The 21,645-nt window shown below is 59.6% G+C and carries 21 protein-coding genes; 8 read left to right on the top strand and 13 right to left on the bottom strand.

The features are described 5' to 3' along the window. Positions 1–46: 46 nt before the first annotated feature. Complete coding sequence (locus tag ACA059_RS01175; RefSeq protein WP_140680458.1) at positions 47–1,588, top strand: phosphoenolpyruvate carboxykinase; 1,542 nt, start codon at positions 47–49, stop codon at positions 1,586–1,588. Positions 1,589–1,662: 74 nt separating this feature from the next. Here the strand turns inward: ACA059_RS01175 and ACA059_RS01180 are convergent, their stop codons facing one another. The 5 genes from ACA059_RS01180 to ACA059_RS01200 form a co-directional block, all read right to left on the bottom strand. After that, on the bottom strand, positions 1,663–2,934 hold the full coding sequence (locus ACA059_RS01180; protein ID WP_497632388.1) for a type II toxin-antitoxin system HipA family toxin: 1,272 nt from the start codon (positions 2,932–2,934) through the stop codon (positions 1,663–1,665). Positions 2,935–2,936: 2 nt separating this feature from the next. Beyond that, a complete protein-coding gene (locus tag ACA059_RS01185; protein ID WP_497632389.1) occupies positions 2,937–3,425 on the bottom strand; it encodes a helix-turn-helix domain-containing protein in 489 nt (162 codons plus the stop codon). A gap of 194 nt (positions 3,426–3,619) precedes the next feature. Further along, on the bottom strand, positions 3,620–3,985 hold the full coding sequence (locus tag ACA059_RS01190; RefSeq protein ID WP_497632390.1) for a DUF1493 family protein: 366 nt from the start codon (positions 3,983–3,985) through the stop codon (positions 3,620–3,622). A gap of 119 nt (positions 3,986–4,104) precedes the next feature. Continuing rightward, a complete protein-coding gene (locus tag ACA059_RS01195; RefSeq protein WP_497632391.1) occupies positions 4,105–4,401 on the bottom strand; it encodes a hypothetical protein in 297 nt (98 codons plus the stop codon). A 438-nt stretch (positions 4,402–4,839) separates the two neighbouring features. After that, on the bottom strand, positions 4,840–5,118 hold the full coding sequence (locus tag ACA059_RS01200) for a hypothetical protein (protein ID WP_497632392.1): 279 nt from the start codon (positions 5,116–5,118) through the stop codon (positions 4,840–4,842). Positions 5,119–5,428: 310 nt separating this feature from the next. Between ACA059_RS01200 and ACA059_RS01205 the strand changes: the two genes are divergently transcribed. The 4 genes from ACA059_RS01205 (at position 5,429) to ACA059_RS01220 (ending at position 9,928) form a co-directional block, all read left to right on the top strand. Beyond that, entirely contained in the window at positions 5,429–5,932 is a 504-nt protein-coding gene (locus ACA059_RS01205) for a polysaccharide deacetylase (protein WP_497632393.1), read from the top strand. A gap of 129 nt (positions 5,933–6,061) precedes the next feature. Then, positions 6,062–7,990: a RecQ family ATP-dependent DNA helicase gene (locus ACA059_RS01210; RefSeq protein WP_497632395.1), complete on the top strand. Its 1,929-nt coding sequence runs from the start codon at positions 6,062–6,064 to the stop codon at positions 7,988–7,990. Positions 7,991–8,217: 227 nt separating this feature from the next. After that, positions 8,218–9,444, top strand: coding sequence for a 3-hydroxyacyl-CoA dehydrogenase (locus ACA059_RS01215; RefSeq protein ID WP_497632397.1), 1,227 nt, complete (start codon positions 8,218–8,220; stop codon positions 9,442–9,444). Positions 9,445–9,508: 64 nt separating this feature from the next. Further along, the gene (locus ACA059_RS01220; RefSeq protein ID WP_497632398.1) at positions 9,509–9,928 is read left to right on the top strand and encodes an acyl-CoA thioesterase; all 420 of its coding nucleotides are present in this window, start codon (positions 9,509–9,511) and stop codon (positions 9,926–9,928) included. 69 nt (positions 9,929–9,997) lie between these two features. Here the strand turns inward: ACA059_RS01220 and ACA059_RS01225 are convergent, their stop codons facing one another. The 4 genes from ACA059_RS01225 to ACA059_RS01240 form a co-directional block, all read right to left on the bottom strand. Next, positions 9,998–10,483, bottom strand: a complete 486-nt coding sequence (locus ACA059_RS01225) for a glycine zipper domain-containing protein (RefSeq protein WP_497632399.1) — start codon at positions 10,481–10,483, stop codon at positions 9,998–10,000. A 336-nt stretch (positions 10,484–10,819) separates the two neighbouring features. Next, on the bottom strand, positions 10,820–13,168 hold the full coding sequence (locus ACA059_RS01230) for an FdhF/YdeP family oxidoreductase (RefSeq protein WP_497632400.1): 2,349 nt from the start codon (positions 13,166–13,168) through the stop codon (positions 10,820–10,822). Next, a complete protein-coding gene (fdhD, locus tag ACA059_RS01235; RefSeq protein WP_497632401.1) occupies positions 13,165–14,004 on the bottom strand; it encodes a formate dehydrogenase accessory sulfurtransferase FdhD in 840 nt (279 codons plus the stop codon). The genes ACA059_RS01230 and fdhD overlap by 4 nt, the downstream gene beginning before the upstream one ends. A 94-nt stretch (positions 14,005–14,098) precedes the next feature. Further along, positions 14,099–14,986, bottom strand: a complete 888-nt coding sequence (locus tag ACA059_RS01240; protein ID WP_150656814.1) for a LysR family transcriptional regulator — start codon at positions 14,984–14,986, stop codon at positions 14,099–14,101. A gap of 136 nt (positions 14,987–15,122) precedes the next feature. On the opposite strand from ACA059_RS01240, the gene lysM reads away from it, so the two are divergent. Further along, the gene (gene lysM / locus ACA059_RS01245) at positions 15,123–15,563 is read left to right on the top strand and encodes a peptidoglycan-binding protein LysM (protein WP_134419546.1); all 441 of its coding nucleotides are present in this window, start codon (positions 15,123–15,125) and stop codon (positions 15,561–15,563) included. A gap of 119 nt (positions 15,564–15,682) precedes the next feature. Here the strand turns inward: lysM and yrfG are convergent, their stop codons facing one another. After that, positions 15,683–16,345, bottom strand: a complete 663-nt coding sequence (yrfG, locus tag ACA059_RS01250; protein ID WP_497632403.1) for a GMP/IMP nucleotidase — start codon at positions 16,343–16,345, stop codon at positions 15,683–15,685. 90 nt (positions 16,346–16,435) lie between these two features. On the opposite strand from yrfG, the gene nudE reads away from it, so the two are divergent. Beyond that, entirely contained in the window at positions 16,436–17,002 is a 567-nt protein-coding gene (gene nudE / locus ACA059_RS01255; RefSeq protein WP_033058385.1) for an ADP compounds hydrolase NudE, read from the top strand. Continuing rightward, complete coding sequence (gene cysQ / locus ACA059_RS01260) at positions 16,999–17,826, top strand: 3'(2'),5'-bisphosphate nucleotidase CysQ (RefSeq protein WP_497632405.1); 828 nt, start codon at positions 16,999–17,001, stop codon at positions 17,824–17,826. The genes nudE and cysQ overlap by 4 nt, the downstream gene beginning before the upstream one ends. Before the next feature lie 101 nt (positions 17,827–17,927). On the opposite strand, the gene ACA059_RS01265 is transcribed toward cysQ, so the two are convergent. From ACA059_RS01265 to ACA059_RS01275, 3 genes are read right to left on the bottom strand one after another with little or no spacing between them, the layout of a single operon-like run. Beyond that, positions 17,928–18,383, bottom strand: coding sequence for a YiiD C-terminal domain-containing protein (locus ACA059_RS01265; RefSeq protein WP_497632406.1), 456 nt, complete (start codon positions 18,381–18,383; stop codon positions 17,928–17,930). Positions 18,384–18,423: 40 nt separating this feature from the next. Next, complete coding sequence (locus tag ACA059_RS01270) at positions 18,424–19,815, bottom strand: sigma-54-dependent transcriptional regulator (RefSeq protein ID WP_497632407.1); 1,392 nt, start codon at positions 19,813–19,815, stop codon at positions 18,424–18,426. Further along, positions 19,812–21,620 (bottom strand): sensor histidine kinase, encoded by a 1,809-nt coding sequence (locus ACA059_RS01275; RefSeq protein ID WP_497632408.1) that lies wholly within the window; start codon positions 21,618–21,620, stop codon positions 19,812–19,814. Before ACA059_RS01275 ends, ACA059_RS01270 begins: the two co-directional genes overlap by 4 nt. Positions 21,621–21,645: the final 25 nt, after the last annotated feature.

The following is a 21,645-nucleotide window of genomic DNA, read 5'->3' on the forward strand; positions in this document are numbered from 1 at the left end:
ACAAAACGTTTGGAGCACACTCGGCCACTGGCCGACGGGGAATCTCATGACGCAAGCCAATAACGCCGTGTACACCGATCTGAGTGTTGATGATCTGGTAAAAGAAGCTCTGAGTCGCGGTGAGGGCGAGCTTGCCGATACCGGCGCGCTGACTGTTCGCACCGGTCACCGTACCGGCCGCTCGCCAGTCGATCGTTTCATCGTTGACGAGCCGTCCACTTCGGCTTCCATCGCCTGGGGCCCGATCAACCGCAAGTTCCCGGCCGACAAGTTCGATGCCCTGTGGGACCGCGTTGAAGCGTTCAACAATGCGCAAGAGCATTTCGTTTCCCACGTTCATGTAGGTGCTTCCGAAGACCACTACCTGGCCGTGAAGATGACCACCCAGACTGCCTGGCAGAACCTGTTTGGCCGTTGCCTGTTCATCAACCCGGAAAAGTACAACCCGGCTGGCCGTGATGAGTGGCAAGTGCTCAACGTTGCCAACTTCGAATGCGTGCCAGAGCGTGACGGCACCAACTCCGACGGTTGCGTGATCCTCAACTTCGCTCAGAAGAAAGTGCTGATCGCAGGCATGCGTTACGCCGGTGAAATGAAGAAAGCCATGTTCTCGGTGCAGAACTTCTTGCTGCCGGCTGCCGACGTGCTGCCAATGCACTGCGCCGCCAACATCGGCGAAGCGGGCGACGTGACCCTGTTCTTCGGTCTGTCCGGCACCGGCAAAACCACCCTGTCCGCCGATGAAAGCCGTTACCTGATCGGTGACGACGAGCACGGCTGGGGTGAAGGCGTTGTCTTCAACATCGAAGGTGGCTGCTACGCCAAGTGCATCGACCTGTCCGAGAAGAACGAGCCGGTCATCTGGAAAGCCATCAAGCACGGCGCAGTCCTGGAAAACGTCGTTATCGATGACGCCAAGCACGCCGATTACGCTGATGTCAGCCTGACCCAGAACAGCCGCGCCGCCTACCCGCTGGAGCATGTTGCCAAGCGTTCCGAGAAAAACCTCGGTGGCGAGCCAAACGCTGTGATCTTCCTGACCTGCGACCTGACCGGCGTACTGCCGCCAGTGTCGATCCTCAGCGAAGAACAAGCGGCCTACCACTTCCTGTCCGGCTACACCGCACTGGTGGGCTCGACCGAAATGGGTTCCGGCAGCGGCATCAAGTCGACCTTCTCCACCTGCTTCGGCGCACCGTTCTTCCCGCGTCCGGCTGGCGAATACGCAGAGCTGCTGATCAAGCGCATCCGCGGCTTCGGCTCCAAGGTCTACCTGGTCAACACCGGCTGGACCGGCGGCGGCTACGGCGTCGGCAAACGCTTCAACATCCCGACCACTCGCGGCGTGATCGCAGCGATCCAGAGCGGCGCGTTGATCGGTGCTGAAACCGAACACCTCGACACCATCAACCTCGACGTGCCTCTGGCCGTACCGGGCGTTGAAACTGGCCTGTTGAACCCACGTAACACCTGGGCCGACAAGGCTGCTTACGATGAAGCGGCTAAAGCACTGGCTGGGTTGTTTGTTGAAAACTTCAAGAAGTTTGAAGTGAGCGACGCGATCAAGGCTGCTGGGCCGAAGTTGTAAGGCTTGGATTTAGCAAATGAAAAAGCCGCCCTTCGGGGCGGCTTTTTTGTGGGCAAAAGACGAGCAGTACGGGGTCACTTGGCAGACAGGCGAAACGCGGGAGCCATATTGTCTTGTTCTCGCTTCGACAGTCCCGCTGCGCTGGCCACTTTTGCCCACTGACTCACGACCTCTTGGAAGCTCTCAATAATCTCTTCCACATCTACACGGCTGATCCGAAAGTACTCGGCCACTTCGCGAGCGAGTTCGAGATCCAGCGCGTTGTCGGCATCTGTAATGTTGAGCTTCAACCCATCGGCATGTGCTACCGGGTTCATGTCGTAGGCGTCAGACAGGCGCCACCCCCGACCGGGGTCAAGGAGAAAACCATGGTTGCGCAGGTGGTCGTCGGTATTGGAGACCAGGATGTTGAACACGATGCGCGACCACAACTCGCGGAGATCTTTGTCGGGTTCTGAGCCATGCTCCATGAGTACTTCTGCCAGCTCTAGATAGCTGGCGCCCACCGATGCATCGTCACCGTCCACGCGATCAGTCATGGTCATGGCTGAGGCGAAATGTAGTCGCCCACCCGTCTCGGTACGGTCGAAGCGTTTGACCATGAAGCAGTGATGGTCGCTCGCATAGCGTTGCGCAATACCCTTCGCCACCCGCAGGCCGCATTGATTCGCCAGAACACTCACCACGAATTCCCATCCGCCGACGTCATAGTCGTCCCGAGTGCTCGGGAACTTGGCGATCCACAGATGACCATTTTTGTCAGCAACACTGGCCTTGGGCCTGGCACCGCCCAATGAACCACCGGGTGCGATCAACATTCTCAGCCACTCGCGCCCATCGAGTGACGTGTTGTCTGGATCGTTTTCCAGCGCTCGACTTGCCTGCTCCAGCGCACGTAACTCGACAAAGGGAGGCGCCGCCAATCCATCTCGATCATCCAGAAAATTGCCTTCGTCATTGAGCTTGTAGCGAATAGCACCGACTCGATAGAGGTCATGAACGCCTAACAGGAAATCCGAGTCATAGAGCTTGGTACCCTTCGGGGCCAAGCCGTCGCGGATGTCCCGTTCAAGTCGGCGTTTCATCAGCAATTGACCCCAGCGATCCGGGCTTGAGTCGGCAAAAACGCCGAAGCGGTTCTGGTGCTGTCCTGGGAACTGTCTCCCTTCGAAGAGCTTGATGCGGGGATCCAGCGTCGTGAAATTCAACTCGGGATCGGCCAAGGCAGCAGTGTCGTACTCAAACTCGAACACATTAGTGGAGCGAGCCTTTCCGGCATGAAGAAACCCAAGACGCCTTGGTCTTTGCAGGGTTTCCCAATCGGCATACACCGCGATCAGTGTCATCTTTAATCCGTCTCAGGTTTGGATTTTTTCTTGGTAAACAAATTGGAAAAAGAGTGGGTGTTCAATGGGAAATCAACCTCAAGATCCGAATCGGAGATGGGGCTTTCCGGTGCTTGCGTCGTCCGGTCTTGAACGGGTGACGATGCTTTCGTTGAAGCCACGTTGCGCACTCGTTGGCGTTTACTGGCTGCGGAGTTCGCTCGTGGGGTTAATTGCGCGTCTTGCAGTTGGCGTCCCAACTCATCCGTTGCTGCGAGCTTGCTCAAGTCTTTCTCCAGGCCCAGAACCTGCATCACGGACATATAAGCACCGATCGTCACGCCTGAGCCGCCGGACTCCAATGAGCGCAGCGTTGTCAGCGACATGCCTGCTCTCTCAGCCACTTGTTTGGCTGTCAGCTTGCGACGTAGCCGAGCGAGTTTGAGTCGTTCGCCAAACTCGGCGAGCAACCTGGATGCAGCCGGCAGCAGGGGGGCTGTTTTTTTAGCCATGTGCCATTATTCCTTCGTTTTTAAGCTTTAACTGCCAGAATAATAGCACTTATGTGGTAATTAGCTGGACTGCTCCCAACGTGTAGCAAGACTCTCTTTGTCAGTACGGCCGCTCCAGATATACGTGGGAGGCGGATTATTGAAACTGCCAATATTCCAACTTAAATACCTAAAAACAGCCAGAATATTGCCACTTAAGTGTTGGGCGAGATCTCTTCCAGAACTTTTGTATCCCACCGTTGCACCTTGACCGCTTGATAAAGCATGCCGATGGTCAACGGGATTTTGTCGCCGCGACCTTTGGCTCGGCGTTTGAGGAACACATCAAACCCTTCCGGCTGAAAGTAGCGATAGGCGTCGTAGTCGATGAAGTCGATGGCGAACTGTTCTTCCAGCGCTTCCATCAAATGCCGCGCATCTGCGCCGTCGCAGCCCAGGTCGCAATTTATCGAGGTGATGAGGCTGATGGTTTTGCGTTCGGGCAGGCCGAGCTCTTCGTGCAGCAGCTGCATGAGCAGGTGCATGGCGTGGTCGTCGGGGAAGTTGGGGGCGAGGTTCATTGCGAGGGTGTCCGGTTGGGCTTGGGTGGAGCTTATTGATCGTCGGGCTCTGGGGGAAGGACCGACTAACTTGATCGTTCCCACGCAGAGTGGAGTGAGGGAACGCTCTTCGCTCGGTGTCAGGTTGGTGCTTTCCAGCCCATCATGCGTTGTTGGGCGACTTTCAGTAGGTCGCAGCCGTCCTGAGTCAACAGGTAGAGGGCGTGGGTGATATGCGGGATGTCTTCCACGTCACCGTTTTTGAAGCATTGGCAATGTAGGGTTTTGAGTAGGTCGCCGGAGGCTCGGATGCGCTGGAGGGCGGCTTCGAGAATGTCCTGGGGGTTGGCCTCTGTGTCGATGACCAGGGGTGGAGAATCGGTGAGGTTTGTTTGGAGGGGACGGTAGCGATCGGGGAACGGGTTCAATTTATTCATAGTGAGAATTCTCAAGTGCATCAGGAGAAACCACCACCATCGTGACCAAGCGATGGGAGGCGGACTGTGTTCGGGTTGGTCAAACCGGTGAGAACTCACTTTGCCGGTACGCCCGAAGGCGTCCCGAACACAGCCACCATATAGCGTGCAGGCACTTGAAGTGCCGCAGCATACAACGGAAGCGGAATGAGTTCTCTATTCAGGTGACCAAGCCCGAGTCGCTGAATTGGCAGCGACAGTCCGACTATAGGTGCGAGTCGCCGGGTGGCGATAGGCGACAAGGTGTCTGTGGTTGTAGGACCGGGATGAAGCTTTGATAGGGCTTTGCCTACGGACTTATCCCTAACCGCAAATTCTCTCGTTTGATTGTTATCAGGTGCACCGCGTTATCGTTCATCGCTGGCAAGCCCGGCTCCCACAGGGATTTTTGTCCGGGCATTAACCAACTGTGGTTTTCGGGAGGCGTTGCCGGGCGATGTCGAGCAGTTCATTACCATCCTGAGTCAGCAGATACAGCGCATTGACGATGTTGGGAATATCACTCGCATCCGCCTGTTTGAAGCACAGGCAATAAAGCGTTTCGAGCAATTCGCTGGCGGCGCGGATGCGTTGGCGGGCGGCGTCGAGGATTTCGTGAGGGTCGGCTTCTGTATCGATGACCAGCACGGGGGTGTCGCTGTAGCGGGATTTGAGCGGGCGATAGCGTTCTGTAAACATCGAGGTTCGTCCTGTGCGAAATCGGGAGGTGGCTCCCGGCAGGCCGAGACACTGTTTTCAGCCGCGCCGCAGACTATAGAAGGGCACGATGTCGTCCGGCAATACGGCTCCAATGGACAGGGTTTGTAGGGGTTTTACCTGCCTTTTCGGACCGAACCTACGCGTTTCCCGAGGTTTTTTACGCCTAAACCCTTAGACGGCAAATTTCCTACGGGTTTGTCAGGCGTAACGCATCAAACCTCTGTATGGTGCGCGCCAGAATCAGTAGGACGTTTCGAAACGTCCGTCCAACGCTTAAAGGGAATTAAGTATGCAATGGCTACGTATGGCCTCGATTTTGTTGCTGTGGGCCGGGGTTTGTCGCGCGGCGGGTGCTGCTGACGCCGGTAACTCGATGGTCCTGGCCAATATGGATCGCACCGGTTGGCCGGATGCGCTGACCAGTCAGGCGAGCATGGACACCGCTTTCCGTGCTGAAGTGCTGATGTTCGGCAAGGCATTGCTGGCCAGCGAAGCGCTGGACGAACAGAGCCTGAAACAACGACTGGGCGTGCAGGATGTGAAGCTCAAGTCGGTCAGGCAGGTGCGTGACGGGCTGTGGGACCGGCTGCTGACCACCTATCGCAGCGCGAGTCAGAACTGCGACGGCGAACCCTTCTGCCCCCGCGTGCGAAGCGTCGCTGATTTGCGTCAGCTGGCGGCGGCGTTCACCGGCGAAATCAGCCCGGCCCATGCCATTTGGGCGAGCAAGAGCCAGGTGTTTCACGAGCAGGCGCTTAATGAGCAGCTGCGAGTGGCGGTGTTGGTGCCGTAGCCTCATCGTCTGCTGACGATCGTTCGAAGCTGTATCATCCCGTATCGTTTTGGTCCCCGACCTTTTCTCGACTCGCTGCGTTTGCCAGCTAGGCTTTGGGCTTCGCAGCGGTCAACGGAGTGACAGCTTATGCACAACACCCTGGAACAGGTTTTCGGTTTTCCACAGTTTCGGCCCGGCCAGGAGGCGACGGTCAGCGCGGTGTTGGCCGGGCGTTCGGCGGCGGCGATTTTCCCCACCGGCTCGGGCAAGTCCCTTTGTTATCAATTGCCAGCCTTGCTGCTGCCGCACCTGACATTGGTGGTCTCGCCGCTGCTGGCTTTGATGCAGGATCAACTGGCGTTCCTGCAGCGCCACGGCATTGCGGCGGGCAGTATCGATTCAGCCCAGAGCCGCGATGACGCCAGCGACGTGATGGCTCGGGCCAAGTCCGGCGAGCTGAAGATTTTGATGATCTCCGTGGAGCGCCTGAAGAACGAGCGTTTCCGCAATTTCTTGCAGCAAGTGCCGATCTCGTTGCTGGTGGTGGACGAGGCGCACTGCATCTCGGAGTGGGGCCACAACTTCCGTCCCGACTACCTCAAACTCCCCGACTATCAGCGCCAGTTCAACATCCCACAGGCGCTGCTGCTGACCGCCACAGCGACACCCAAAGTGATCGCCGACATGGAGGCCAAGTTCGCCATTGCTCCCGACGATGTGGTGACCACCGGTTTCTATCGGCCGAACCTCAACTTGCTGGTCGAGCCGGTGCGCGGTCAGGACAAGCGCCGACGCCTTGTCGAATGGATGAGTCAGCGTCCCGACCAACCGAGCATCGTCTACGTCACCCTGCAGAAAACCGCCGAGCACATTGCCGAACATCTGGTCCGCAACGGCATTCAGGCCGAGGCCTATCACGCCGGTCTGCCCCACGAACAACGCGAAGCCATCCAGCGCCGGTTCATGGGCGGGCAGTCCAATTGCATCGTTGCCACCATCGCCTTCGGCATGGGCATCGACAAAAGCGACATCCGCAACGTGGTGCATTTTGACCTGCCCAAATCCATCGAAAACTACAGCCAGGAAATCGGCCGCGCCGGGCGTGACGGGCAGCCGTCCGACTGCCTGGTATTGGCCAACCGCGACAGTCTCAACGTGCTGGAAAACTTCGTCTACGGCGATACGCCTGAGCTGGATGGCATCCGCTACGTGCTCGACGAGTTGCAAGCCGCCGCGCCGGAGGGGCAGTGGGAGTTTCTGTTGGGGCCGTTGGCGGACCAAAGCAACATCCGCCAATTGCCGCTCAAGACCTTGCTGGTGCAGTTGGAGCTGCGCGGAATCATTGCGCCGCGTTACGCCTATTACGCCGAATACCGCTTCAAATACTTGCAGGAACCCGAGGCTTTGCTGGCCCGCTTCGAGGGTGAGCGCAAGGACTTCGTCGCGGCGATCATCCAGACCTCGAACCGCGCACGGACCTGGGCCACGGTGAATTTCGATGCGCTGTATGAGCAGCATCAGGCCGAGCGTAATCGCGTGGTGAAGGCGCTGGATTATTTCCAGGAAAAGGGCTGGGTCGAGCTCGAAAGCAAGCAGATGACCGAGGTCTACAGCCTGCTGCAAACGGACTTCAACAGCCAGGCCCTGAGCGCTGAGTTACACGCCTACTTCACCCGGCATGAGCGCACCGAGATCGCGCGGATTCACGCCATGCTGGATCTGTTCGCCACGGACCATTGCCTGGGTTATCGCCTGGCCGAGTACTTCGGCGATGAAAATGCGCCGCAGCAGTGCGGGCATTGTTCGGTGTGTCACGGGGATGTGGCGCGGTTGCCGACGCCACCGGAATTACCGGCGCTTGTGGATAAAAACTTCGAGGCGTCGTGCGGTGATTTTATCCACAGGCATGAGCAGTACACCGGCAACACTCCGTCGGCGGAACGCGTTACGCGGTTTTTATGCGGCATTGGCGTGCCGCTGTTCACCAAGCTCAAGGCACGGTCGATTCCCGGGTTTGCGGCGCTGGAGGATTATCCGTATGCCGAAGTCCGCGACTGGTCCCAGTCGCACCTCTAACTGTAGGAGCTGCCGAAGGCTGCGATCTTTTGATCTTTGGCGGTGCTGAAATTGCCGAAGTTCAAGATCAAAGGATCGCAGCCTTCGGCAGCTCCTACAGGGGGGAGTCGGTGTTTTCGAAGTACATCCATCCGCTGAATGTTGCTCATCACAGGAATAAATTTCAAAAACTCGCGATGGCTGACTATGGTGAGGGCTGTCTTTGGATCGCCAACAAGAGAACAAGTATGAGCCAGACAACGTTCACTATTCAGCGCGCCGCCGTCATTGGCGCAGGCACCATGGGCCGTGGCATTGTCATGTGTCTGGCTAACGCCGGCGTCCCGGTGCAGTGGGTCGATAACAATCCACAGATGCTTGAACAGGCGCTGGCTACCGTGGCGGACACCTACGCCCACAACGTGCGTCAGGGACGGATCGATCAGGCCGAAGCGGACGCTCGCATAGCACGGGTAACGGCGGCTGCTGACTACGCGGCGATCTGCGATGTCGATCTGGTCATCGAAGCGGTGTACGAAAACCTCGAACTCAAGCAGAAAATCTTCCGTGAACTGGACGGTCTGCTCAAACCCGAAGCCATTCTGGCCAGCAATACCTCGGCGCTGGATATTGATGCCATCGCCGCGGTCACTCGCCGTCCGCAACAGGTATTGGGCCTGCACTTCTTCAGCCCGGCGCACATCATGAAACTGCTGGAAATCGTTCGCGGTGCCCAGACTTTGCCGGTGGTGCTTGAGGCTGCCCTGGCACTGGGCAAGCGAATGGGCAAGGTCAGCGTGGTGTCGGGCAACTGCCATGGTTTCATCGGCAACCGCATGCTGCATCCGTATGTGCTCGAAGCGCGCAAGATGTTGCTCGAAGGCGCTTATCCCTATCAGGTCGATGCGGCACTGCAAGGTTTTGGCTTCGCCATGGGGCCGTTCCGCATGTACGACGTGGTCGGTATCGATCTGGAGTGGCGCGCTCGGCAGTTGGCCGGCATAGGGCAAGATGCGCCTGAGGTTCAGGTGGACAATCGTCTGTGCGAATTGGGTCGTTTTGGTCAAAAGAGTGGCAATGGGTATTACCACTATGAGCCGGGCAGTCGCCAGGCTGAGCACGATGTTGAAGTCGATGCGCTGGTGTTGAAGGTCAGCGAAGGGTTGGGCTTCCAGCGTCGCGAGATCGGGCCTGAGGAGATTCTTGAGCGCTGCTTGCTGGCACTGGTCAATGAAGGGGCGAAGATCCTCCAGGAAGGGATTGCCGAATCGGCGCACGACATCGATCTGGTGTACCTCAATGGTTATGGCTTCCCTGCGGACAAGGGTGGGCCGATGGCCTGGGCGGACCAGCAAGGGCTGGCGGATATTCACCAGCGGTTGCTGGCGCTTGAGACGAAGCAGGGTGATCAGTGGAAGCCTGCGCGGTTAATTGGAGAGTTGGCGGCGGTGGGTAAAGGGTTTGCGGATCGGTAGACTTCACCGACTCGATCGTTCCCGCGCGCCGCGTGGGAACACCTCACCAAGACGAGAGCCGCCCATGACTCAACGCACCGACTACCCCCACTTCCAACCCATCACCACCCGCTGGCATGACAACGACGCCTATGGTCACGTCAACAACGTCACCTACTACAGCTTCTTCGACACGGCAGTGAACACCTACCTGATCGAAGTCGGCGATCTGGATATCCATGATGGCGAAGTAGTTGGCTTTGTGGTGAGTTCGGCCTGCGATTACTTCGCTTCCATTGCCTTCCCTGACCGGATAGAAATCGGTTTGCGGGTGGGCAAGTTGGGCAACAGTTCGGTGCAATACGAGCTGGCAGTGTTCAAGGCCGGGGAAGACGAAGCCTGCGCAGCGGGGCGGTTCGTGCATGTGTTTGTAGACCGGGCGTCGAATCAGCCGGTGGCGATTCCTGCCGGGTTGCGCGGGGCGCTGGAGCGGTTGGTGGTTTGACGGGCAAAAAAAATCGCAGCCCTTGGGCTGCGATTTTTTTGATCTACCGGTAAACGAGGTGATTCAACCTCAGTCGCGATAGCGATGTTTGTGCTTGCGATGCCCGTAATGGTGGCCGCGATCATGGCGGCCTCCACGGTAGTTGCGACGATCATCATGGCCACCACGATAGGAACGACGATCATCATCGTCATCGCTCTTGTTGCCCATGTAGTTACCCAGCGCGCCACCGGCACCGCCGCCTGCTGCGGAGCCGATCAGGCTGCCGGTGGTGCCGCCCATGCTGCGACCGACCACGTTACCGCCTGCTGCGCCCAACGCACCGCCAATGGCTGCTTCGCCACGGCTGCGTTTGTCTGCGCCAACAGCACTACCACCCGCGCCGCCCAGGGCCGCGCCAATGGTGGAACCTGTACTGCCGCCTAGTGACTGACCGACGACCGAGCCCAGAACCCCGCCCAATGCGCCGCCCACACCAGCTTCGGTGGTGCCGCCGGCAGAAGCGAAGCCACTGACCAGGCCAAGGGACAACAAGAGAATCGAGGAGAACTTCATAGAGGAACCTCAAGGGGATGACGGCGCGATCCTGAGGCTGTGTCTTGGTCGTGACAATCGAAATCCGACGAGTAACACGACTTGAGCACATTTCTATAAGTTGCTGTTTTTTAGGCGGAACTTAAGTGTTTTTCGCCGGTCTTTAGCTACTTCGGACAGGCCGTTTTTATACAAAAACGGCCTTTTTTGTGGGCGTTTGGAAAGTATTGATCCGGAAGATTCGTTGAATGATCCACCGCTTTCGCGAGCAGGCTCGCTCCCACAGTGGATTTGTGTTCAGCGCAGATCAAATGTGGGAGCGAGCCTGCTCGCGAAGAGGCCAGACCTGCTACCGCGTCAGGCCGACTTGGCCATGATGAGTCCAGTCTCACTCGCCGTTTCCAACCGGATCGCCACAAACTTCGACGTCGGCGTATGGCTGCCATCCCCGATGCTTTCCAGCGGCACCAGCGGATTCACTTCCGGGTAGTAAGCCGCCGCTTGCCCGGCAGGGATATCAAACGCCAGCAGCGTGAAGCCCTTCACCCGACGCTCACGTCCATCATCCCAGATCGAAACGATGTCAGCCTTCTGCCCCGGCTTGAACCCCAGGCGAATGATGTCGGCTTCGTTGACGAACAACACATCACGCTGACCTTTCACGCCGCGATAGCGGTCATCAAGCCCATAAATCGTGGTGTTGTACTGATCGTGAGAGCGCATCGACTGCATGATCAGGTCCGGCAATACGCCGGTGGCGCGAGTGCGTTCGTGCACCAGATCTCTAGGCAGGACGTTCGGACGGAAATTGGCGCGCCCTGACGCGGTATTCCAGCGGCGAGCACCGGCGCTGTTGCCGAGGTAGAACCCGCCCGGGTTCTGGATCTTCTCGTTGAAGTCCTTGAAACCCGCAATGGTGTCGGCGATCAAGTCGCGGATGCGCCGGTAATCGGCCACCAGCCAGTTCCAGTCCACCGGTTTGCTGCCCAGGGTCGCGGCGGCGATGCCGGCAATGATCGATGGCTCGGAGCGCATCTGGTTCGACAGCGGCTGCAACTGGCCGTTGGAGGCGTGAACCATGCTGAACGAGTCTTCGACGGTGACCGCTTGCGGGCCTTCGGTCTGGATATCGATGTCGGTGCGGCCCAGGCACGGCAGGATCAGCGCCTCTTTACCGTGGGCCAAGTGGCTGCGATTGAGCTTGGTACTGATTTGTACGGTCAGGTCGCAGTTGCTCAGGGCCTGGAAGGTCCGTGAGCTGTCCGGGGTGGCTTGGGCGAAGTTGCCGCCCAGACCGATAAAGACTTTCGCGCGGCCGTCGGCCATGGCATGGATCGCTTCGACCACGTTGTGACCGTTTTCACGCGGCACCTTGAACTTGAAGCGACGCTCCAGGGAATCGAGGAACGCCACCGGCGGACGCTCGTTGATGCCCATGGTCCGGTCGCCCTGCACGTTACTGTGGCCGCGCACCGGGCACAGACCGGCGCCGGGCCGGCCGATGTTGCCGCGCAACAACATCAGGTTGGCGATTTCCTGGATGGTCGCCACCGAATGGCGATGCTGTGTGATGCCCATCGCCCAGCACATGATCACGTTCTTGCCTTTGGCGTACATCCGCGCCGCTTGCTCGATTTCAACCAGCGTCAGTCCGGATTGTTCGACGATCTGCTCCCACGAGGTGTCGTCGACGATGCCCAGGTATTCCAGCACGTTGACACTGTGTTCATTGAGGAAGTCGTGGTCGAATACGGCAGGCTCCCCCGCCTTCTGTGCGTCACGCTCCCACTGCAGCAGGAACTTGGCCATGCCGCGCATGATTGCCATGTCGCCGCCCAATGCCGGACGGAAGTACGCGGTGTTGGTCGGCTTGTCGCCGTTGGTGAGCATTTCGATCGGGTGTTGCGGGTGCTGGAAGCGTTCCAGGCCGCGCTCCTTCAAAGGGTTGATGCATACCACCTGAGCGCCGCGTTTCACCGCTTCGCGCAGCGGTTCGAGCATCCGTGGGTGGTTGGTGCCAGGGTTCTGACCCCAGACAAAGATCGCGTCGGCGTGTTCGAAGTCGTCGAAGGTGACGGTGCCTTTGCCGACGCCGACACTTTGCGCCATGGCCACACCGCTGGCCTCGTGGCACATGTTCGAGCAATCGGGGAAGTTATTGGTGCCGTAGGCACGCACGAACAATTGATACAGGTACGCCGCTTCGTTGCTGGCGCGGCCCGAGGTGTAGAACTCGGCCTGATCCGGGCTCGACAGGCCCTGCAAATGTTTGGCGATCAAGGCGAACGCAGCTTCCCAGCTGATCGGTTTGTAGCGATCGGTTTCGGCGTCGTAGCTGAGTGGCTCGGTCAGACGACCCTGGTATTCCAGCCAATAGTCACTTTGTTCCAGCAACGAACTGACGCTGTGTCTGGCAAAGAACGCACCGTCTACACGGCGTTTGGTCGCTTCCCAGTTCACTGCTTTGGCGCCGTTCTCGCAGAACGCCACCATGCCGGCTTCCTTGGAATCGCCCCAGGCGCAACCGGGGCAGTCGAACCCGCCGTTTTTGTTGGTTTTAAGCATCATGCGCAGGTTTTTCAGCGCGTTGTCGCTGGTCAACCAGGCCCGGGCAACGCTGGCCAGCGCGCCCCAGCCACCGGCTGGGCCTTTGTAGGGCTTGTAGCGGGGGACGGGTTTCTGGTCGGCTTGTTGATGTTGACTCACGCTTGGTTCTCCGTCGCAGGGCTGTAGACCCGCGGCGCATTTTTCTGCGGCAGGTGGATGAGATTGAGGTTGTGGCGTCGGGCCCATTGCACGGCAAGGCCCGTGGGCGACGACAGGCTGACCAAGGTCTGGATACCTGCGCGCAACACTTTCTGAATCAATTCGAGACTGCAACGGCTGGTGACAATCGCCAGCCCGCCGGTGGTCGGGATTTTCTGACGGATCAGTCCGCCAATCAGCTTATCGAGGGCGTTGTGTCGGCCGATGTCTTCGCGGCCCAGCAGCAATTGACCCTGACTGTTCATAAACACGGCGGCGTGCACCGCGCCGGAGTACTGGCCAAGAGGCTGAAACGCCCCGATGCGCTGACGCAAGCCATCAAGCCATTCGGCGGGCGGCAAGGGTGCGCCGGGCAACACCTTGAGATCTGGCAATGCCTGTTCCACGGCTTCCACGCCGCAAAGCCCGCAGCCGCTGGTGCCAGCCATTTGCCGGCGTTGTTGCTTGAGATTCCAGAAGGCGCGGTTGGCGATGGTCACTTGCGCGTATTGCGCTGATCCCGAGCCGCTGAGTTGCAGGTCATAAATGTCGGAAGCGTCTTCGATGATGCCGCTGCCGAGGCTGAAGCCGACGATGAAGTCTTCAAGGTCCGTCGGCGTCACCAACATGACCGCCTGACTGATGCCGTTATAAGCGATCGCCAACGCGACTTCTTCGGCCAGCGCGGTGCTGGCTGATTCGGTGTCTTGAAGGTCGCAGTAACTGTACGTCTGGCTTGCGGCGGGCGCTGGCGTTTCGAGGGCTGGCGCCGCGCAGACAGGGTGCTTGGCGTTCATGAGGCATCACCGACGGTTTAGGCTGCTTTAAGCCTAGGCGCGTCAACTTGTCGCGTCTAATCGCTATTACTGATCTACCGATAGATGGCGTCGATCAAGAACTCGGCAGCGATTGCTGAAGAATCGCGAAGCAGGCTTCCGCGAGCGCCGAACGCGGGGCGCTGCGACGCATGATCAGCCCCAGTCGGGCGAGGGTTTGAGCCTTTTCGATGGGTTGCAGGCGCAAATGATCGGTGAGTTTTTCCAGGCCTCCATCCAGCGGCATCACGGCGCAGCAGAATCCACCGTGCACCGCTTGTAACAATTGGTGGACGGCATCGGTTTGCAGTAACGGCTGCGGGGTGAGGCCGCGACTGTGGAAGTTGTGGTCGATGGACTGCCGAAAATGCATGCCGCTGGTGAGCATGCCCAGCGGGAGTTCGATCAGGGACTCCCAACTCAGCGGCGCCTCGCCGAAACTGAAGAAGCGCTGATCGTAGAGCAGGCCCATGCGGGTTTCGCTGAACGCCAGGGAATCGAAGCGTTCGCCGTCCAGTCGCTCCAGATACGACACGCCCAGATCCAGGCGATTGTTCGCCAGTTGCTCGAGGATCTGCTCGGAACTCAGGGCCGAGAGTTCGAAGCGCAGGTTCGGGTGCTCTGCGTGCAAACGTTGCATCAGCGGCAACGGGTCGAAGCTCGACAGCGGCACCACGCCCAGACGCAACGTACCGACCAGATTGCCACGACAGGCAGCCGCCTCGGCCTGCAAGCCGTCGTAGGCCGCCAGCACGGTGCGCGCCCACGCCAGCACCCGTTCACCCGGTGCGGTGAATCCTTCGAAGCGCTGCCCGCGATTGACCAGCGGCAACTCGAGTTCTTCTTCGAGGCTGCGCAGGCGCATGGACAGGGTCGGCTGGGTGATGTGACAACGCGCAGCGGCCTGGCCGAAATGCCGCGTTTCGTCGAGGGCGATGAGGAATTTCAGTTGCTTGATGTCCATCTTCGCTCCAGGGCGCGGGAAGGTTCGGATTCTAGCGCTTGGGGGGAAGCGGCGTCATTGGTCGGGTTGGAACCGCAAGTAACAGCCTTGGTCTAGGCTTTTACGTCTGGAACCCAAAACCCAAGGAGAGCGCACCATGAGTATTTTTAGCTTTGTGAAAGAAGCAGGCGAAAAACTTATCGATCTGCTGACGCCAGGCAACGCCAATGCCAGTGAGCAGTTGAAGGAACATATCAGCAAGGTCGGCCTGGGTAACCCGAATGTGCAGGCGACGGTGGATGGCGACAAGGTCACCGTGACCGGCGAAGTCGGCAGTCAGGAAGAGAAGGAAAAAATCCTGCTGGCGGTGGGCAATATTGCCGGTGTTGGTAGTGTGGATGACCAGATCACCGTGACCGGGCCGGTGGCTGTGGCTGCGAAGTTTGTAACGGTTGTGAAAGGCGACACCCTCAGCGCGATTTCCTTGCGCGTGTATGGCGATGCCAACAAATATCAAAAAATCTTCGATGCCAACAAACCGATGCTCAAGGACGTGAACAAGATCTATCCGGGGCAGTCGTTGCGGATTCCTGAGTAACCAAGACCTGTGGCGAGGGGGCTTGCCCCCGTTGGGTCGCGAAGCGGCCCCAAAATCTTTACGACTGCTTCGCAGCCGAACGGGGGCAAGCCCCCTCGCCACAATGACCGCCTCAGGCTCTAGAGCCCTTCGATCAGTTCTCGATAATCCCCCACCGCCGCAAACTCGGCCGTGTCCTTCGGCCCTTTACGGCTGTCTGGCTCACGCACGGCCAGCAAGTGCGCCACCCCAAAATTCCGCGCGCTACGCAGGATCGGCAACGTATCGTCGATAAACAGACTGCGCGCCGGGTCGAAACCGATGTCCGCCTGCAACGCCTCCCAGAACTGCGGATTCTCCTTGGGGAAACCGTAATCATGTGAGCTGATCAACCGCTCGAAGTACGGCGCCAGTTCGATTCTTTCCAGTTTTAATGACAGCGAATCGCGGTGTGCATTGGTGATCAGAACCACGCGCTTGCCAGCCTGTTTGATGGCGGCCAGAAAGGTGTCCGCATCCGGTCGCAAGGCGATCAGGTGCGCAGTTTCCAGTTTCAGTTCGCGCACCGGCAGTTTGAGCTCGGTGCTCCAGAAATCCAGGCAATACCACTGCAACTGGCCGGCGTTGCGCTCGAACAACGGTTGCAATTCCATCTCGGCCATCGCTCGACTCACCCCGTGCAACTCGGCGTAACGCTGGGGCAGGTGTTCCATCCAGAAATGGTTGTCGTAATGCAGGTCCAGCAGCGTGCCGTCCATATCCAGCAGAACGGTGTCGATGTCGCGCCAGGGCAGCAGGGACATAAAAAACTTCTCCAGCGGTAAAAAAGATATCCGGGGTAAACAATCAGGATAGGCCGGGTATAGTAACGCGTTCACGCCAAGGAGCTTTTCATGCGCCAGAAACCCACCATCCTCGCCCGCGAGATCGTCGCCACCAGCCGTTTGTTCTGCGTCGAAGAGCTGAAGTTGCGCTTTTCCAATGGCGTGGAGCGCACGTATGAGCGACTGGTGGGCAAGGGCGCCGGTTATGGCGCAGTGATGATCGTGGCGATGCTGGATGCGGACCACGCAGTGCTGGTCGAAGAGTATTGCGGTGGCACCGATGAATACGAGCTGTCCTTGCCTAAAGGCTTGATCGAGCCGGGCGAGGACGTGCTCGCGGCGGCCGAGCGGGAGCTCAAGGAAGAGGCCGGGTATGGCGCGCGGCAACTGGAGCATCTGACTGAGTTGTCGTTGTCGCCCGGTTACATGAGCCAGAAGATCCAGGTGGTGTTGGCCACTGATCTGTACGAAGAAAGCCTTGAAGGTGATGAGCCCGAGCCGATGGGCGTGGACAAAATCAATCTACGTGAGTTGTCGGCCCTGGCCCAGAACCCGCGATTCACTGAGGGCCGTGCATTGGCAGCACTGTATCTGGCCCGTGATCTGCTGACTCAGCGTGGAGTGTTCCAGCCATGATTTTCCCCCATCCGTTGATGGCGCCTGTTGTTGAACTGGCGCTGAAAGCCGGTGAAGCGATTCTGCCGTTTTGGCGTGCCAACGTCGCCGTGACTGCAAAATCCGATGATTCCCCGGTGACGGCCGCCGACATGGCCGCTCACCATGTGATCCTGGCCGGGCTGACGGCGCTGGATCTGAGCATCCCGGTGCTGTCCGAAGAAGACGCCAACATTCCCCTGAGCGTGCGCGCCGGGTGGCAGCGTTGGTGGCTGGTGGACCCACTGGACGGAACCAAGGAATTCATTTCCGGTAGCGAAGAATTTACCGTCAACATTGCGCTGATCGAGCAGGGGCGTGTGGTGTTTGGCGTGGTGTCGATGCCGACCAACGGGCGCTTCTACGTCGGTGGTGCGGGTCTGGGCGCGTGGCGTGGCGATAAAGACGCGGAGCCTTTGCCGATTCAGGTTCGCGAGGTTCCTGCTGAGGGTGAAGCGTTTACCGTGGTTGCCAGTCGTCGGCATTCAAGTCCTGAGCAGGAGCGCCTGCTGGCCGGGTTGAGTGACAGTCTGGGTGAACTGCAATTGGCCAATATCGGCAGTTCGCTGAAGTTCTGTTTGTTGGCGGAGGGGGCGGCGGATTGTTATCCGCGGTTGGCGCCGACTTCGCAGTGGGACACGGCGGCGGCGCAAGGCGTGCTGGAAGGGGCGGGCGGTGAGGTGCTGGATTTGAGCGGTGCGCCGTTTTGTTATCCGGCGCGGGAATCGTTGTTGAATGCATTTTTCCTGGCGCTGCCGGCGAAGGCTGCGTGGCGCGAAAAACTGTTGGCGTTGGCGCGGGCGTAAAGATCAAAAGATCGCAGCCTCGTTTCACTCGACAGCTCCTACAGAGAAACGCGTCCCCCCTGTAGGAGCTGTCGAGTGAAACGAGGCTGCGATCTTTTGCTTTAGCGGTGGAGTACGTACTGCCCGGCAAACCTCACCGCATCGTCATCACTGTCGGCATTGACGATCCGCGAATGCAACGTCAACCGCGCCCGTCCATACCGCTTATACATCGCCAAAAACTTCTTCCACATCGCCGCACTCGGCGCCTGGCAAATCGCTGTCGCGTCCATGGTCACCGGCAGCGGATAGCTGATCTGCCCTTCCTGAATCACGATGTGCCCGCCTTCAACCCCTTCTTCACGCAAACGCAAATGCAGCCAACCCCAACCGGCCAGCACGGCGCCGCAATACAGGCTGCCGCCGAACATGGTGCTTTTATGATTGACGTTGGCCTCCAGCGGCAAGTGCAGGCGCAGTTGCTGGTCGTGCCAATCGAGCACTTTGAGGCCCATGTCCCGGGTAAGGGGAATATCGCGATGGAGGACTGATTCCAGATGACGGCTGTCGCGGCTCATGCACGGATCTCTTGTTTGAAGATGATGAATTGACGGTAGCTCAATCGAGTTCGTCGGTGTGGCTGCTGCCACCGTCGGCGAAGTTCAGCCCGTGCTTGCGCAGTTTGTCGTGCAAGGTCTTGCGTGGGATGCCAAGGGCTTCGGCGAGGCTGCGCACCGAGCTGTGAGAACGCGCCAGTTCGGCGGCGATCAAGCTCTTCTCGAAGTTTTCCACTTGTTCGCTGAGACCGCCGCTGACCACGTCGACCGTCATGCCGACAGCGCCATCCGCTGCGTTATTGTCCAGGGCCAGTTCCAGGCCCAGGGCAAAGCGTTCGGCAGCGTTCTGCAATTCCCGCACGTTGCCCGGCCAGGTGTGGCGCAGCAGCAGCGCGCGTTGTCCCGGTTGCAACTCGTGGGGTGGCAGACCGTGACGAGCGCTGGCTTCGTCGGCGAAATGCTGGAACAGCATCAGCGCATCTTCGCCGCGCTCGCGCAGCGGTGGAATACGCAGCGGTGCGACGTTCAGGCGGTAATACAAGTCGGCACGGAAGCGGCCCTGATCGGCGGATTGACGCAGGTCTTCCTTGGTCGCAGCGATGATGCGGATGTCCAACGGGATCAGCTGATTGCCGCCCAAGCGCTCGACGACCCGCTCTTGCAGCAAACGCAGCAATTTCACCTGCACATCCAGGCTCATGCTTTCGATTTCATCAAGAAATAACGTGCCGCCATTGGCGAATTCGAACTTGCCGATGCGACGCTTTTGCGCGCCGGTAAAGGCGCCGGGCTCGTGACCGAACAGCTCGCTTTCGACTACCGACTCGGCCAGGGCGCCGGCATTGATCGCCACGAACGGACCGTTACGACGGCTCGACAGATCGTGCAATGCACGTGCGACAACTTCTTTACCGGCGCCGGTTTCGCCAAGGATCAGCACATCGGCCTTGGTCGCCGCCAATGCACCGATCTGCTCGCGCAGGCGCAGCATCGGCGCCGATTGCCCGACCAGGCGGGTGCTCAGCTCATTGCGATCGCTCAGGGCCAGACGCAGGCTGCGGTTGTCCAGCACCAGCCGGCGCAGGGCCAGGGCGCGGCGCACGCTGTCGAGCAAGGCGTCGCTGGCAAAGGGTTTTTCCAGAAAGTCATAAGCCCCGGCGCGCATGGCCTGCACCGCCAGCGGCACATCGCCGTGACCGGTAATCAGCAGCACCGGAAGCTCCGGGTCCTGGGCATGCAGTTCAGTCAGCAATTCGAGACCGTCCATGCCCGGCATGCGGATGTCACTGACCACCACGCCTGGCCAGTCACGCTCCAGTTGCCCGGCCAGGCCCTTGGCTTCAGCGAGCGGCAGGATTTTCAGGCCGGCGAGGTCCAGAGTCTGGCTCAGGGCTTGTCGCAGGTGCGGATCGTCGTCGATCAGCACGACCTGGATGCGGTTGTCGATGGTCATGCACTTCGGTCCTCGGACGGTTGCAGGCTCACACCCGGTGCGCCTGCACGCAACTTCAGGGTAATCAGGGCGCCACCTTCCTTGTGGTTGGAGAACGACAGTTCACCACCGAAGGCGCGCATCAGGGTTTCGCAAATCGCCAGCCCTAACCCAAGCCCCTGAGTGCGGGTCTTGGTGGTGTAGAAGGGCTCGCTGGCGCGGCCAAGTGCCTCCAGGCAGAACCCGGGGCCATTGTCGCGAATGTACAGATTGACGCCGTCGGCAGTGGATTGGGCACTCAACCAGAGCTTACGTGGCGGGCCTTTTTCCGTCAGGGCGTCCAAGGCGTTGGCCAGCAGATTGCCGAGCACCTGACGCAGACGGGTTTCCCCGGCCTCGACCCACAGGGTGGCGGCCGGCAAGTCGCGGATCAGCTCGACTTCCATGCCGCGTCGACGCTTGGCCAGCAGCGCCAGCGCATCGTCCAGCGCCGGTTGGAGGGCGACGCTTTCCGGGGCGTGGCGATCGCGCCGAGCGAAGGCGCGCAGGTGGGCGATGATCGACGCCATGCGCCCGGTCAGTTCGCTGATCAGCTTGAGGTTGCCGCGCGCATCGTCGGTGCGCTGATGATCGAGCAGCACTTCGGCGTTTTCTGCGTAGCTGCGGATCGCTGCCAGCGGTTGATTCAATTCGTGGCTGATGCTCGCCGACATGGTGCCAAGGGCCGACAGTTTGCCGGCCTGCACCAGATCATCCTGAGCGCGAACCAGTTCTTGCTGGGCCTGTTCGCGTTCCAGCACTTCCTGTTTCAACCGACGGTTGAGGCCTTCGAGGTCGCTGGTCCGCTCGGCTACCCGGCCTTCCAGCTCGCGACGGGCCTTGGCTTCGAAGGCGATTCGATCAAGGTAATGGCGGCGGCGCTGCATCATCAGACCCAGCAGCAACATCAACACCAACAACGTCGCGCCGCCGATGGCGACGACCGTGCGTACCGGGCGATCGATCAGGGTGCGTGGGGCGAGGATGCTGACGTTCCAACCGGTTTCTGCGATGGGCTGGGTTTGTGTCAGCCAGGCGTTGGGGTTGAGCCGCAATGGTTTGGGATCGCGGGTCGGATAGGGTTGAATCGCAGTAATAGCCTTGCGTTCTTCTTCGCCCAAGGGGCGGGTCGAGCGGAATCGCCACTCGGGCCGCGACGTGAGAATGACCACGCCGTTATGGTCGGTCAGCAGCAGTTGTTCCGGGGTTTTGCCCCAGAGGCTTTCGGTGTGGTCCAGGTCGACCTTGACCACCAGCACGCCGATGATCTTTTCGCCGTTACGCACGGCGGCGGCGAAGAAATAGCCGCGCTTGGCCGATGTCGTGCCCAAACCGAAAAAACGCCCAAGCCGCCCGGCCATGGCTTCGCTGAAGTACGGCCGGAAGGAAAAATTACGCCCGACGAAACTGTCGTGTTTGTCCCAATTGGACGCGGCCAGGGTCTTGCCCGTGGTGTCCATCAGGTACATGACTTCGGCGCCGGTCTGGGCGCTGATGTTTTTCAACAAGCGATTGGCGTTGCCTTGGGTGACGCCATCGTCGGGCGCGCCGAGGACGGCTCGCAGGGCCGGCAGATCGCCGAGGATCTGCGGCAACACTTCATAACGGTGCAGGGTACCCAGCAGGTTGGCGACGTAAAGGTCGAGCGTCTGACGGTTCTGACCGGCCAGTTCACTGCGGTAGTAACGCTCGGCCAGATGCTCCAGCGGCCACAGCAACGGCGCCAGGCACAGCGCGAGCAGGGCCAGGCTGCGCCAGCGGGGTCTGCGGGGGAGGGTCGGAGTCATGAGCATCGAGCGCCTGTGGGTACAG

This window comes from Pseudomonas sp. LBUM1647 (assembly GCF_059716175.1).

Excerpts from the sequence above, each read along its gene's own strand:
- ACA059_RS01210 (WP_497632395.1), top strand. The coding sequence starts at position 6,062 with ATGCACAACACCCTGGAACAGGTTTTCGGTTTTCCACAGTTTCGGCCC.
- ACA059_RS01190 (WP_497632390.1), bottom strand. The coding sequence starts at position 3,985 with ATGAACCTCGCCCCCAACTTCCCCGACGACCACGCCATGCACCTGCTC.
- cysQ (WP_497632405.1), top strand. The coding sequence starts at position 16,999 with ATGATTTTCCCCCATCCGTTGATGGCGCCTGTTGTTGAACTGGCGCTG.
- ACA059_RS01195 (WP_497632391.1), bottom strand. The coding sequence starts at position 4,401 with ATGAATAAATTGAACCCGTTCCCCGATCGCTACCGTCCCCTCCAAACA.
- yrfG (WP_497632403.1), bottom strand. The coding sequence starts at position 16,345 with ATGTCCCTGCTGCCCTGGCGCGACATCGACACCGTTCTGCTGGATATG.
- ACA059_RS01270 (WP_497632407.1), bottom strand. The coding sequence starts at position 19,815 with ATGACCATCGACAACCGCATCCAGGTCGTGCTGATCGACGACGATCCG.
- ACA059_RS01225 (WP_497632399.1), bottom strand. The coding sequence starts at position 10,483 with ATGAAGTTCTCCTCGATTCTCTTGTTGTCCCTTGGCCTGGTCAGTGGC.
- lysM (WP_134419546.1), top strand. The coding sequence starts at position 15,123 with ATGAGTATTTTTAGCTTTGTGAAAGAAGCAGGCGAAAAACTTATCGAT.
- ACA059_RS01185 (WP_497632389.1), bottom strand. The coding sequence starts at position 3,425 with ATGGCTAAAAAAACAGCCCCCCTGCTGCCGGCTGCATCCAGGTTGCTC.
- ACA059_RS01205 (WP_497632393.1), top strand. The coding sequence starts at position 5,429 with ATGCAATGGCTACGTATGGCCTCGATTTTGTTGCTGTGGGCCGGGGTT.
- ACA059_RS01215 (WP_497632397.1), top strand. The coding sequence starts at position 8,218 with ATGAGCCAGACAACGTTCACTATTCAGCGCGCCGCCGTCATTGGCGCA.
- ACA059_RS01180 (WP_497632388.1), bottom strand. The coding sequence starts at position 2,934 with ATGACACTGATCGCGGTGTATGCCGATTGGGAAACCCTGCAAAGACCA.
- ACA059_RS01275 (WP_497632408.1), bottom strand. The coding sequence starts at position 21,620 with ATGACTCCGACCCTCCCCCGCAGACCCCGCTGGCGCAGCCTGGCCCTG.
- ACA059_RS01265 (WP_497632406.1), bottom strand. The coding sequence starts at position 18,383 with ATGAGCCGCGACAGCCGTCATCTGGAATCAGTCCTCCATCGCGATATT.
- ACA059_RS01220 (WP_497632398.1), top strand. The coding sequence starts at position 9,509 with ATGACTCAACGCACCGACTACCCCCACTTCCAACCCATCACCACCCGC.
- nudE (WP_033058385.1), top strand. The coding sequence starts at position 16,436 with ATGCGCCAGAAACCCACCATCCTCGCCCGCGAGATCGTCGCCACCAGC.
- ACA059_RS01240 (WP_150656814.1), bottom strand. The coding sequence starts at position 14,986 with ATGGACATCAAGCAACTGAAATTCCTCATCGCCCTCGACGAAACGCGG.
- fdhD (WP_497632401.1), bottom strand. The coding sequence starts at position 14,004 with ATGAACGCCAAGCACCCTGTCTGCGCGGCGCCAGCCCTCGAAACGCCA.
- ACA059_RS01200 (WP_497632392.1), bottom strand. The coding sequence starts at position 5,118 with ATGTTTACAGAACGCTATCGCCCGCTCAAATCCCGCTACAGCGACACC.
- ACA059_RS01175 (WP_140680458.1), top strand. The coding sequence starts at position 47 with ATGACGCAAGCCAATAACGCCGTGTACACCGATCTGAGTGTTGATGAT.